Consider the following 12,412-nt stretch of genomic DNA (forward strand, 5'->3'; position numbering starts at 1 on the left):
CGCGGTCCACCGTCCGCCCGACCATCCGGCCCGGCCCGCCGGCTGGGTGCCGCTGGACGGATTCTGGGCTCGGCGCGGCTATGCGCGGCTGCCCGGCCTGTCCTGCACCTACCCCTGGAAGGAAGTCGGGACCGGGCACGAGGTCCCCCATCGCCTCGATTTCTGGGGCCGGGCCCTGGGCGCGGTGCCGCTGCCCGAACAGCTTCTGGAGGACAGATGAGCCAGACCTTGCGTCTCGGGGCCTATGCGTGGTCCGTGGAACGGGCGCGCACCCTGCAGGATTACGCGGCGCATCTGGACCGCGTCGTCGCGGAAGGCGCGCGCCAGGCCGATCTGCTGCTGCTGCCGGAATATGCCTGCATGGAGGCCGCGTCCGCGATGACGGACCAGCCCGACCCCACGGCGGAATTGCGGGCGGTCTGCCGGCACAGCGATGCCCTTCTGGACATCATGGCCGCAGCGGCGAAACGCCACCGTGTCTGGCTGATGCCCGGCACCCTGCCGCGTCCCGAACCCGGTTTCGTCCGCAACCGGGCGCCGCTGATCGCGCCCGACGGACGGGTGGCGTTCCAGGACAAGCATGTCATGACCCGTTTCGAGACCGAAGCCTGGGGCGTGCGGGCCGGCGATCCGCCGGGGGTGTTCGAAACCCCCTGGGGGTTGATCGGCACGGCGATCTGCTACGATTCCGAATTCCCGATGCTGACCCGCGCGCAGATCGAGGCCGGGGCGTGGCTGATCCTGGTGCCGACCTGCACCGATACGATGCACGGGTTCAACCGTGTCCGCGTGTCGGCCCAGGCGCGGGCCCTGGAAAACCAGTGCTTCGTCGCGCTGGCGCCGATGGTCGGCGACGCGCCGTGGCTCCAGACCCTCGACGCGAATTGCGGCCGCGCCGCGATCTACGGTCCGATGGACCGGGGCTTCCCGCCCGACGGCATCATCGCGCAGGGCGCGATGAATACCGCGTCCTGGGCCTTCGCCACGCTCGACCCCGCCGCCCTGGACGCGGTACGCCGGGACGGGGCGGTGCGCAACTGCCGCGACTGGCCCGTCCATGTGCCGCCCGCCGCCATCCATTCCTTTGTCTGAAACCCCGCATCGGAGCCCGCCATGTCCGTCGAAACCGCGCGAACGCTGATCGAAACCTATTACCGCACCTTCAATTCCGGCGACCGGGAGGCTTTCCTGGCCCTGCTCACCGACGATGTCGTACACGACATCAACCAGGGCGGCAGCGAGATCGGGGTGGCGCCGTTCCGCGCCTTCCTGCACCGCATGGATAGCTGCTACCGCGAGGACATCCGCGACGTGGTGGTCATGGTCAATGAAGACGGCAGCCGCGCGGCCGCGGAATTCGTCGTCCACGGCACGTATCTCAGCACCGATGACGGCCTGCCCGAAGCGCACGGCCAGGGCTACGTGCTGCCGGCGGGGGCGTTCTTCACCCTGCGGGACGGCAAGGTCGCCCGGATCTCGAATTTCTACAACCTGCCGGAATGGACGCGCCAGGTTACGGGGAAATAGCGCGGGACAGGCACGGGGTTTCTGCGACGAGCGACACTTGGACGGAACGGCGTTGAACGCCGCTGAATGAAGGCCACACGGATGATCGCACCGGAACGATGGATTACGGAACACAAGATTCCCGTCGGCACCGCGATGGCGGCGGTGATCGACGTCATCCGGCATTATGGGCTGGGCGTCTTCGACGCGATCAGCGACGTGGTCGGCGCCTGCGCGGACGGCCTGACCACGCTGCTGCTGGATATGCCGCCTTTGCTGCTGGTCGCGGCGGCGGTCGCCGGGGCGTGGTTCCTGCGTCGGTCGTGGGCGTTGGTGGCGCTGATCGCGCTGGGGCTGCTGTTCATCATCAACCAGGGCTATTGGAACGAGACGATGGCGACGCTGTCGCTGATCCTGTTCTCGACCCTGTGCTGCATGGCGATCGGCGTGCCGCTGGGGGTGGCCGGCGCCCATCATCCCCGGCTGGCGCGGGTGCTGCACCCGATCCTTGACCTGATGCAGACATTGCCGACATTCGTCTATCTGATCCCGACGCTGATCCTGTTCGGCCTGGGCACCGTACCGGGCATGATCTCGACCATCATCTTCGCCTTGCCCGCGCCGATCCGCATGACGCAGATGGGCATCGCGCGCGTGCCGCGCGCGTTGATCGAGGCCGGCGAGGCGTTCGGGGCCACCGAGCGGCAGATTCTATGGAAGATCGAGCTGCCCGCCGCCCTGCCGATGATCCAGGCCGGACTGACGCAATGCATCATGCTCAGCCTGTCCATGGTCGTGATCGCGGCACTGGTCGGGGCAGGGGGGCTGGGTGTACCGGTGGTGCGTGCGCTGAATACCGTGCAGGTCGATGTCGGCTTCGAATCCGGTTTCGTCATCGTGCTCCTCGCCATCATGCTCGATCGCCTTTGCCGCGCGAAGGATTCCGCATCATGAGCGAGACGGCGAATGCGGCGCTGGAATTCCGCAACATCGATATCCTGTTCGACCGCAGCGGCCGGCGCGGCGCGATCGAGGCGGCGCTGGCACGGCTGGACGCCGGCGAAACGCGCGAGGAAATCGGCCGCGCCCTCAAGGTGACGGTGGGCGTGGCGGGCGCCAGCCTCGCGGTGGCGCGGGGCGAAATCAGCGTGCTGATGGGGCTGTCGGGGTCGGGTAAATCCACCCTGCTGCGCGCGGCCAATCGCTTGAACCGGCCCGTGCGCGGCGAGGTGCGCATCGGCAACGGCTCGGCCTGGCTCGATATCGCGCGTTGCGACGCCGATACGCTGCGCGAACTGCGCAAGACGCGCATCGCCATGGTATTCCAGCAGTTCGGCTTGCTGCCCTGGCGCAGCGTGCGCGACAATGTGGGGTTCGGACTGGAACTGCGCGGCCTGGCCCCGTCGATCCGGCGAGAGATCGTCGAGGAAAAGCTGGCGCTGGTCGGCCTGTCGAACTGGGCCGATGCCCAGGTCCACGAATTGTCGGGCGGCATGCAGCAACGCGTGGGCCTGGCCCGCGCCTTTGCCACGGATGCCGATATCCTGCTGATGGATGAGCCCTTTTCCGCGCTCGACCCGCTCATCCGCCGCAAATTGCAGGACGAGCTGATGGATTTGCAGAAACGGCTGAAGAAGACGATCCTGTTCGTCAGCCACGATATCGACGAGGCGCTGAAGATCGGCAGCCGCATTACGATCATGCGCGAGGGGCGCATCATTCAGACCGGAACGCCCAACGACATCGCCCTGCGTCCGGTCAACGACTATGTGGCGGAATTCATCCGCCACATGAATCCGCTGCCGACCATTTTGGCGTCGACAGTCATGCGACGCTTTCGGGATCTGCCCCTGCGGCCGGACGGGATGCTGGACGGGGGCACTATCGCAATCGCGCCGAACACGATGACGGCACACGTCGCCGGCCAGGACATGCCGCTCAAGGCGTCCAAGGACTGGCAGCACGGATCGCTCTGCGTCGTATCGGCACAAATGAGCCTCGGCGAGATCATCGCCCTGCGGCAGCGCAGCGGTTTTCCCGTCCTGGTGGAGGAAGACGGGCAATTGATCGGATTGTGCGACGACGCCGATATTCTTCAGGCCTTGTCCGGAGAGCGCCGTTCAGGGCCGTGATCCCGCTGTCCCGATCCTGACGTGTCGCCCGTCCCACGGGGCAGGCGATCCATCCCTGAATCAAAAACCCCCGGCTCGCGCCGGGGGCTTGGCAGTAATCCGAAGGAACGATCCGAAGACTGGCCTCCGTCATGGCCATGGGGCGCGATTTCCTCTCAGAACTCCGCACGGACCGATCCGAAGAACTGGCGGGGGGCCCCCAGCAGGAACGACTGGTAATCGCCCGACAGCGGAAAGCCGTTTTCCCCCATCGTCGAGACATAGAACTGGTTGGTCAGGTTGTAGATGTTGAAATCCAGTTCCACGTTCTGCACAAAGCCCAGGGAATGGGCATATTTCCTCATAGTGCCGAACTTGTAGCGCATGCCGAAATCCGCCAGCCAGTAGGACGGCACCTTGGCGTCACCCGTATAGCTCAGGTTGCGCTGCGACATGTAGGACGCATCGATATGCGCGTCGAAGCCGCGATAGGCATAGCTCAGGCTCGATTTGTACATAAGGCGCGGATAGGCGACGACCTGCGATCCCTTGGTGTAATAGGTTACGCCCTGCGACGACACGTTGCTGTCATAGGTCGAATGGTTGTAGCTGATGCTGTTGTACAGCGACACGCCACGGAACAGCCGCATCGTCAGGCCGGCGTCGACGCCATTCATCGTGATGTTGCCCACATTCAGGACCGTGGAAATCGGGTTCACGATATTGCCGGACGTGATCTGCTGCAGGCGATTGGAAAAATCCGTGTGATAGGCATGCAGCGTCGCGTCGAGGAAATGGTCGGAATAGCGATATCCCACCGCATAGGCCCAGTCGCTTTCGGGCTTCAGCGTCGGCCGCGCGTAATTGAAGGCAGCCTGGGTCACCGCGAATGGCGACGCGACGGTCTTGAACTGTCCCTGCGGATAGGCATGCACGTTCTCGGCCACGTCGAAATAGAGTTCATGATGCGTCAGGAAGTGCCAGTCGCCGCTGATATGGGGCAGAAAGGCCCGCGCGGTCGTCAGCGTGCCGGTCGCCGAGGCCCCCGGACCGTAAAAATTCGTATTCAGGTAACCGTCGCCGGCCCGCGACGTGTTCAGCAGCGACTTGAATCCGAAATGCAGCGCGACATTCGGCAGCGGGTTATACGTATCCTGGACGAAGGCGGTAAAGGTGTTCGTATTCGTTGTCTGCCCGTAAAGCTGCATGAACGGCGCCTGGCTGGGAGAACCGATCGGGTTGACCGGCGTCCCCTGGATGACGCCATCGACCACGTTCGGCTGCGAATACCCGAACATCGTCGAGACAAACTGGTTGTTCTCGTACCATACGCCCCCTTCGATATGGTTGCGGGCAACCTCGTACTGCACCGAGGACAGGATGCCGAAACGCCGGATGCTCGGCTCCTTCACCTCTTCGAACATCGGTGCCCCGGAAGGAGACGGAGAGAACGGATTGGTCCAGTGGTTGTATTGCTGCTCGCCATGTCCATAGAACGTGGTCTTCCACCGCACGCTGTCCGTCAGGCGGAAATCCCCCGTCAGTCCGCCGAAATAATCGGTCGTGGCCGACGTGCTGTCGTAATAGGCCGCGTCGGCCTTGTCGCCGATGCCGTCGAACGAGGCGGGATAATGGCCCAGCGCAGCCTGGATGGCCGCGATATAGCCGCTGGATTTGCCGTTATAGTAATTGTCGATGTAATTTCCACCATTCTTCCAGATATCGAGCGAATAGTCCTGATAGTTGAACTGCTCGTACTGGCTGAAATCGAAGAAGCTGGAAATCCGGCTGTCGTCCCCGATCGGCTGGACGAATTTCGCGTTCACCTGCTGGAAGAACTGGTCGCCGCCCCCCTTCCATTTGTCGGTGTCGTTGCGCATGTAGGACACATAGAACTTGGTGCCGGTATGGTTCAGCGTGCCGCTGTCGAGGCGGATGAAGGTATGATACAACGCGTTGCTGCCGAAGGTCTGGGCCACCGTGCCGCCCATCCTGTTCTTCGGGTCCGAGGAATGGTACTCGATCGAGCCGCCGAGATTGTTGGTGCTGGCGACGGATTCCGCCCCCGCGCCGGTGGATACGTCCAGCCGGCCGACATTTTCCGAACTGATCGCCTGAACGGGATTGAGGCCGTTATAGTTGCGATAGGCCAGTTCACCCAGCGGAATGTCGTCCAGAGTCGTGCTGATCTGGTTCTGCAGGAAACCATGCATGTAGATCTGGGTCGACCAGGTATCGACACCCTGCGGATCGTCCGACTGGAACATCACGCCGGGCTGCTGCGCCAGGACCTTCAGCGGGTTCGTGCCCGGCACGGAACGCGCGATCGCACTGGCCCCCACCGTGATCATCGTGCCATGCGCGCGCCGGCGGGCCGAAATGGCGATATCCTCGTTCTGCGGCAGCGGCGCGCGGACGATCGCGTGTTTCGCCGCGACAGGGGTCGGGGCCGCGGCAGCGGTTTTGGCGGCCTTCCCATGGTGCCGGCCGTGCGGCGACGCCGCCTGGGCCACATGCCCGGCCGCCAGAAGGGAAACCATGACGGTGGACGAGAACAGGACCGTGGAGAGACGTTCGCCGTAATTTTTCGCAGGTCGCCGCATGCTGCCAAGGACTCCGTGATCTATGTTCGTAACGCGGATTCTAAAAAGCATCCTTCGGGATGGAACGACCTTCGACACATTCCCCGACGAGGGCGGATCAACCCGACGCCATCATGACTCCCTCACCCTGCAAGGTTAGGAACCCGGATCGCGCCCCGCATGAACGAAAGCGACATACCTTATTTCGAATACGTCACAAGGTAGGCGCGTGCCGTCCTGTCGCAGGACTTCAAGCTCATGTCGCCTGCATCAGCGATAGCGGCATGGAAGCCATCCTAGGATTTCCTGCATTCTGCGCGTCAGCTTGCGCATCACAGTCGGGATCCGGCGACATCGGGGGGCCTCTTCACTCCCGGGGACAAAGCGGTCTTGCACAGGAAAGGCAGCCTCATGCACCTTATGATCAATGAAGCGGAACAGGGCGATCGCCGGCGTTTCTTTGCCGAGCCTCTTGACGAGACCGATCCGGCAGTCGCCGCGATCCTCCGTGATGAGCTGCGCCGGCAGCAGGACGGCATCGAATTGATCGCATCGGAGAACTTGGCGTCCTTCGCGGTCCTCGAGGCCCAGGGTTCGGTCCTGACGAATAAATATGCCGAAGGCCTGCCGGGCAGGCGCTATTACGGCGGCTGCGGCGACGTGGACCGCGTCGAGACGCTGGCCATCGACCGCGTCAGGCAGCTCTTCGGCGCGGCATTCGCCAATGTGCAGCCTCATTCGGGTGCCAACGCCAACCAGGCGGCCTTCATGGCGCTGGGCAAGCCCGGCGACGTCATACTCGGCCTGAGCCTCGCGGCCGGCGGTCATCTGACGCACGGCGCGGCGCCGAACTATTCCGGCAAATGGTTCCGGTCGGTCCAGTACGGCGTTCACCCCGACACCGGCCTGCTCAATTATGACGAGGTGGAACGCCTCGCGCGCGAACACCGGCCCCGGATCATCGTCGCCGGCAGTTCGGCCTATCCGCGCATCATCGATTTCGCCCGTTTCCGCAGGATCGCGGACGCGGTCGGGGCCTATCTGATGGTCGACATGGCGCATTTTGCCGGCCTGGTCGCGGCGGGGCTCTATCCGAACCCGCTCCCGCACGCCCACATCGTCACCAGCACGACGCACAAGACCCTGCGCGGCCCGCGTGGCGGCATCATCCTGACCAACGACGCCGACCTGGCGAAGAAGGTCAATGCGGCGGTCTTCCCCGGCCTGCAGGGCGGGCCATTGATGCATGTGATCGCCGCCAAGGCGGTCGCGTTCGGCGAAGCGCTGCAGCCATCCTACGCGTCCTACCAGCGCGCCGTCGTCGAGAACGCGGCGGCCCTGGCCGACGAATTGCTCCGCCGTGGTTTCGACATCGTGACCGGGGGCACGGACAGCCACCTGGTCCTCGTCGATCTGCGCCCGAAGAAGGTGACCGGCAAGGTCGCCGACGCGGCGCTGGAGCGCGCGGGCATCACCGCCAACAAGAACGCGGTGCCGGACGATCCCGAATCCCCGTTCGTCACGTCGGGCGTGCGGCTGGGCAGCCCGGCCGCCACGGCCCGCGGCTTCGGCACCGCCGAATTCCGCGAGATCGGGCGCTTCATCGACGAAATCCTCAGCGCGCACGGCACGCCGGCCGCCCAAGAGGTCGAAAATCGCGTCAAGGCCGAGGTTCAGTCACTCTGCCGCCGCTTCCCGATCTATGATGTCGCCTATCCGGGCGCCTGAGCGCCATTTGCCGAGAGAAGCATGATCAGCCTGTTCGACCTTTTCAAAGTCGGTATCGGTCCGTCCTCGTCCCACACGGTCGGGCCCATGCGCGCCGCACAGCGCTTCGCCGCCGCGCTGGCGCCTCTCGACGGGGTGGCCCGGCTTCGGGTCACCCTCTACGGGTCGCTGGCCTGGACCGCGCAGGGCCATGCCACGGACAATGCCGTCATCCTGGGTCTGACGGGCGAAAGCCCCCAGAGCGTCGATCCCGACAAGGTGGCCGGCATCGTGGCGCATGTCGGCGCCAGCCGCAGCGTGACCATCCAGGGGCGCAGCATCGCCTTCGATCCCGCGGCGGACCTGGTCCTGGACCGCGACACCATTCCGCCCGTCCACCCCAACACCCTGCAGTTCGAGGCCCTCGACAGCGCGGGCAACCTTCTGGAACGCGCCCGCTTCTGCTCCGTCGGCGGCGGCTTCATCGTCCGCGAGGACGCGACCGAAAGCGCGGGCTACCTGCAGCCCGACGTGCCGTTCGATTTCGTCAGCGGGGCGCAGCTCCTGGACCAGACCCGGCAAAGCGGGCTGAGCATCGCCGGCATCGTCATGGCCAACGAGACCGCCCTGCGTCCGCGCGCGGAAACCGAAGCCTATCTCGACCACGTCATCGACGTGATGATGGCGTGCATCGAACGCGGGCTGAGCCATGGCGGCACCCTGCCGGGCCGATTGAAGGTACGCCGCCGCGCCGCCGCCCTTCACGAGCGGCTGCGCGCGCAAGAGACCGTCAATGCCCGATCGGCCCACGGGATCATGGACTGGATCAGCCTGTTCGCGATTGCCGTGAACGAGGAAAACGCGGCGGGCGGACGCGTGGTCACCGCCCCCACCAACGGCGCGGCGGGCATCATTCCCGCCGTCCTGCGCTATTATCGGGATTTCTGCCCCCATGCCTCGGCCGATGCCGCCCGTCAGGGCATGCGCGACTTCCTGCTGACGGCGGCCGCGATCGGCGGCCTGTTCAAGCTCAACGCCTCGATTTCGGGCGCCGAGGTCGGCTGCCAGGGCGAAGTCGGGGTGGCGTCCTCGATGGCCGCCGCCGGCCTCGCCGCCGCCCTGGGCGCCGACCCGCTCCAGGTGGAAAACGCCGCCGAAATCGGCATGGAACACCATCTGGGCATGACCTGCGACCCGGTGGCCGGCCTGGTGCAGATCCCGTGCATCGAACGCAACGCCTTCGGCGCGGTCAAGGCCATCAACGCCGCCTCGCTCGCCATGCACGGCGACGGCACGCACCACGTCTCGCTCGACCAGGTCATCCGCACCATGGCCGAAACCGGCCGCGACATGAACCACCGCTACAAGGAAACCTCCCTCGGCGGATTGGCCGTCAACCTCCCCGAGTGTTGATTTAGAGCATCATCCGACCGGATGGACTCATCCGGTCGGATAAAGATGCTCGTTAAAACAAAGAGCTAGAGCCATATCCGTGAACCAGTGTGAATGGATATGGCAGCAGGATCATGCCCGGCGGGCGGTCAGGCGCCGCCGATGCGTTGCCGGGCCTGCCAGTCCGGCGCCTCGAAGAACGGGGCGTTGGAGGCCGGCAACGGCGGCAGGCCCCTGATGTGATCGGCGGCCTTCTCGGCGATCATGATGGTCGGGCCGTTCAGGTTGCCGTTGGTGACGCGCGGCATGATCGAGGAATCGACGACCCGCACCCCCTCGACCCCGATCACCCGCGTCTGCGGATCGACCACCGCCATCGGATCGTCCACCGCCCCGATCGCGCAGGTGCAGGAGGGATGGAGCGCGCTTTCGACGCGCTGGCGGATAAAGGCATCGATCTGTTCGTCGGTCACGCAGGCCGCGCCGGGCTGCAACTCCTCGCCCCGGAACGGGTCGAAGGCCGGCTGGGCGAAGATCTCGCGTGTCAGGCGGACGCACGCGCGCATTTCGGTCCAGTCGTCCGGATGGCTCATGTAATTGAACTGGATCTTCGGCTTGTCCGCCGGATCGGCCGAACGCAGCCGCACCCACCCCCGGCTCTTCGAACGCATCGGCCCGACATGCGCCTGGTATCCATGGCTCCGTGCCAGGCCCTTGCCGTCATAGGTCACGGCCAGCGGCAGGAAATGGAACTGGATGTCGGGATAGCGGATGCCGGCGCGACTGCGGATGAAGCCGCAGCTTTCGAAATGGTTGGTGGCGCCCAGGCCGTCCTTGAACAGCAGCCAGCGCAGGCCGATCCGCGCGCGCGCCCAGGGCGACATCGCGGAATAGAGCGTGATCGGCTGGCGGCAGGCGACCTGGAAATAGAATTCCAGATGGTCCTGCAGGTTTTCCCCCACGCCGGGCCGGTCGGCCAGCACCGTAATCCCGTGGTCGCGCAGTTCCGCCGCCGGACCGATCCCCGACAATTTCAGAAGCTGCGGCGAATTGATCGGCCCACCGCACAATATGACCTCGCGCCGCGCGCGGGCCTCGTGCGCCACGCCGCGGCGGGTATAGGCCAGTCCCGTGGCCCGCCGGCCCTCGAACAGGATGCGCGTGGCGCGGGCATGGGTCTCCAGCGTCAGGTTGGGGCGCTTCAGCGCCGGGCGCAGATAGGCGTTCGCGGTGCTCCAGCGCCGGCCGCGACGCACCGTCATGCTCATCCGGTCGAAGCCTTCCTGGCGGAATCCGTTATAGTCGCCGGTACGGCCATATCCAGCCTGCTCGCCCGCCTTCATCCACGCATCGTGCAGCGGATTGTCCAGCGTGCCATATTGCGTGTGCAGCGGGCCGCCGCGCCCGCGATAGGAATCGTCGCCCTCCGCGCAATCCTCGGCCCGGCGGAAATAAGGCAGCACATGGCGATAGCCCCAGCCCGCCGCGCCGGCATCCTCCCATTCCTGATAGTCCAGGGCATGGCCGCGCACATAGACCATGCCGTTGATCGACGACGACCCGCCCAGCCCCTTGCCGCGCGGGGTGTGCATGCGGCGGCCGTCCAGGTGCGGTTCCGGCTCGCTCTCATAGAACCAGTTGAATCGCTTCGAATGCATCGGCATGGCGAGCGCGCTCGGCATCTGCACGATGACCGAGCGGTCGCTGCCGCCGAATTCCAGCAGCAGCACGGTGCTGCGCCCGTCCTCGGTCAGCCGGTTGGCCAGCACGCACCCGGCCGAGCCGGCACCGACGATGATATAATCATAGTCCCGCATCAGTACGGCGCCTCGATATCGCCAAGCGCCACATAGACGCTCTTGGTCTGGGTGTAGTGATCCAGCGCCGCGCGGCCGTTTTCGCGCCCGAGGCCCGATTGCTTGTAGCCGCCGAAGGGCAGCTCGACCGGCGTGACGTTGTACTGGTTGATCCAGCAGGTTCCGGCCTCCAGCCGCGCGACCACCCGGTGCGCGCGGGCCAGGTCGCGGGTAAAGACGCCGGCGGCCAGGCCGAACGGGGTCGCGTTGGCGCGGGCCACGGCCTCGTCCTCGTCGGTGAAATCCAGGACCGTCATCACGGGGCCGAAGATTTCCTCCCGCACGATCGTCATGTCGTCGCGGCAGTCGGTGAACACGGTCGGTTCGACGAACGCACCGCGGCGGAGCGCGCCGCGCATCGCGCGCCGGCCGCCGGTCAGCAGTTCGGCGCCTTCCGCCCTGCCGGCCGTGATATAGGACAGGACCTTGTGCATATGCGCGTCCGAGATCAGCGCGCCGACCTGCGTCCGCGGGTCGAGCGGATCGCCGATCGTCATCGCCGACACGCGCGCCTTCAGCCGGTCGAGGAAACGCCCGCGAATGCCCGCCTGGACAAAGACGCGCGTGGCATTGGAACAGATCTCGCCCACTGAAAAGAAATTGCCCAGCAGCGCGGCGGACACCGCGTTTTCCACGTCGGCATCGTCGAAGACGATCAGCGGCGATTTTCCGCCCAGTTCCAGCGTGACATATTTCAGGGTGGCGGCGGCGTCGGCCATCACCCTGCGGCCGGTGCCGACCTCGCCGGTCAGGGATATTTTTCGGATCTGCGGCGCGCGGGTCAGCAATTGCCCGGTCTCGCGCGTGCCCTGCACGACGTTGAACACCCCGTCGGGCAATCCGGCCTCGCGGAAGATCGCCGCCAGGCGCACCGCCGTCAGCGGCGTCAGTTCGGCGGGCTTGAAGATCATCGCGTTGCCGCAGGCCAGCGCCGGCGCCGCCTTCCAGCAGGCGATCTGGATCGGATAGTTCCAGGCGCCGATCCCCGCGACGACGCCAAGCGGCTCGCGCCGTGTATAGCCGAAGGCCGCCTCGCCCAGATCGACGCTGTCGCCCGTCATCGTCGCGGCCATGGCCGCGAAATACTCCAGCGCGTCGGCGCCGGACAGGATGTCGACGCACGACGTCTCGGCGATCGGCTTGCCGGTATCCAGCGTTTCGATCCGCGCCAGCTCCGCATTGTCGCGGCGCAGCAGGTCGGCGGCCCGGCGCAGGATCCGCGCCCGTTCGGCGCCGGTTCGGGCGGCCCATTCCGCCT

9 protein-coding genes and 1 pseudogene are annotated in these 12,412 nt (G+C 65.7%); 7 read left to right on the forward strand and 3 right to left on the reverse strand.

The genetic code is table 11. The annotated features are described in order from the left end of the window. From HUK84_RS05035 to HUK84_RS05055, 5 genes and pseudogenes are all read left to right on the forward strand, one after another. Window positions 1–220: pseudogene (locus HUK84_RS05035) on the forward strand (GNAT family N-acetyltransferase); the annotation flags it as partial. Next, a complete protein-coding gene (locus HUK84_RS05040; protein ID WP_176639288.1) occupies window positions 217–1,092 on the forward strand; it encodes a carbon-nitrogen hydrolase family protein in 876 nt (291 codons plus the stop codon). The pseudogene HUK84_RS05035 and the gene HUK84_RS05040, both read left to right, overlap by 4 nt. Window positions 1,093–1,113: 21 nt before the next feature. After that, window positions 1,114–1,527, forward strand: a complete 414-nt coding sequence (locus HUK84_RS05045; protein WP_176639289.1) for a ketosteroid isomerase-related protein — start codon at window positions 1,114–1,116, stop codon at window positions 1,525–1,527. A gap of 66 nt (window positions 1,528–1,593) precedes the next feature. After that, the gene (gene choW, locus HUK84_RS05050) at window positions 1,594–2,460 is read left to right on the forward strand and encodes a choline ABC transporter permease subunit (protein WP_246285405.1); all 867 of its coding nucleotides are present in this window, start codon (window positions 1,594–1,596) and stop codon (window positions 2,458–2,460) included. Then, window positions 2,457–3,638 (forward strand): quaternary amine ABC transporter ATP-binding protein, encoded by a 1,182-nt coding sequence (locus HUK84_RS05055; RefSeq protein ID WP_176639290.1) that lies wholly within the window; start codon window positions 2,457–2,459, stop codon window positions 3,636–3,638. Before choW ends, HUK84_RS05055 begins: the two co-directional genes overlap by 4 nt. Before the next feature lie 155 nt (window positions 3,639–3,793). On the opposite strand, the gene HUK84_RS05060 is transcribed toward HUK84_RS05055, so the two are convergent. Then, complete coding sequence (locus tag HUK84_RS05060; protein ID WP_246285406.1) at window positions 3,794–6,220, reverse strand: TonB-dependent receptor; 2,427 nt, start codon at window positions 6,218–6,220, stop codon at window positions 3,794–3,796. Between the two features lie 399 nt (window positions 6,221–6,619). Here HUK84_RS05060 and glyA point away from each other — a divergent pair, with 399 nt between their 5' ends. Then, window positions 6,620–7,927, forward strand: a complete 1,308-nt coding sequence (gene glyA, locus HUK84_RS05065; protein ID WP_176639295.1) for a serine hydroxymethyltransferase — start codon at window positions 6,620–6,622, stop codon at window positions 7,925–7,927. A gap of 21 nt (window positions 7,928–7,948) precedes the next feature. Next, window positions 7,949–9,319 carry an L-serine ammonia-lyase gene (locus tag HUK84_RS05070; protein WP_176639291.1) on the forward strand — a complete coding sequence of 457 codons (1,371 nt, stop codon included), beginning with the start codon at window positions 7,949–7,951 and terminating at the stop codon, window positions 9,317–9,319. A 128-nt stretch (window positions 9,320–9,447) separates the two neighbouring features. Here the strand turns inward: HUK84_RS05070 and betA are convergent, their stop codons facing one another. Together betA and betB are read right to left on the reverse strand one after the other, a co-directional pair. Next, window positions 9,448–11,115, reverse strand: coding sequence for a choline dehydrogenase (gene betA, locus HUK84_RS05075; protein WP_456306660.1), 1,668 nt, complete (start codon window positions 11,113–11,115; stop codon window positions 9,448–9,450). After that, the coding region (gene betB, locus HUK84_RS05080; RefSeq protein ID WP_176639292.1) for a betaine-aldehyde dehydrogenase at window positions 11,115–12,412 on the reverse strand (1,298 nt) is incomplete at its 5' end. The genes betA and betB, both read right to left, overlap by 1 nt.

The sequence above is a fragment of the Nguyenibacter vanlangensis genome, assembly GCF_013376155.1.
Lineage (GTDB): Bacteria > Pseudomonadota > Alphaproteobacteria > Acetobacterales > Acetobacteraceae > Gluconacetobacter > Gluconacetobacter vanlangensis.

Bases quoted from the DNA above. Each gene is read 5' to 3' on its own strand.
- glyA (WP_176639295.1), top strand. From the start codon at position 6,620: ATGATCAATGAAGCGGAACAGGGCGATCGCCGGCGTTTCTTTGCCGAG.
- HUK84_RS05070 (WP_176639291.1), top strand. From the start codon at position 7,949: ATGATCAGCCTGTTCGACCTTTTCAAAGTCGGTATCGGTCCGTCCTCG.
- HUK84_RS05055 (WP_176639290.1), top strand. From the start codon at position 2,457: ATGAGCGAGACGGCGAATGCGGCGCTGGAATTCCGCAACATCGATATC.
- HUK84_RS05060 (WP_246285406.1), bottom strand. From the start codon at position 6,220: ATGCGGCGACCTGCGAAAAATTACGGCGAACGTCTCTCCACGGTCCTG.
- HUK84_RS05040 (WP_176639288.1), top strand. From the start codon at position 217: ATGAGCCAGACCTTGCGTCTCGGGGCCTATGCGTGGTCCGTGGAACGG.
- choW (WP_246285405.1), top strand. From the start codon at position 1,594: ATGAAGGCCACACGGATGATCGCACCGGAACGATGGATTACGGAACAC.
- HUK84_RS05045 (WP_176639289.1), top strand. From the start codon at position 1,114: ATGTCCGTCGAAACCGCGCGAACGCTGATCGAAACCTATTACCGCACC.
- betA (WP_456306660.1), bottom strand. From the start codon at position 11,115: ATGCGGGACTATGATTATATCATCGTCGGTGCCGGCTCGGCCGGGTGC.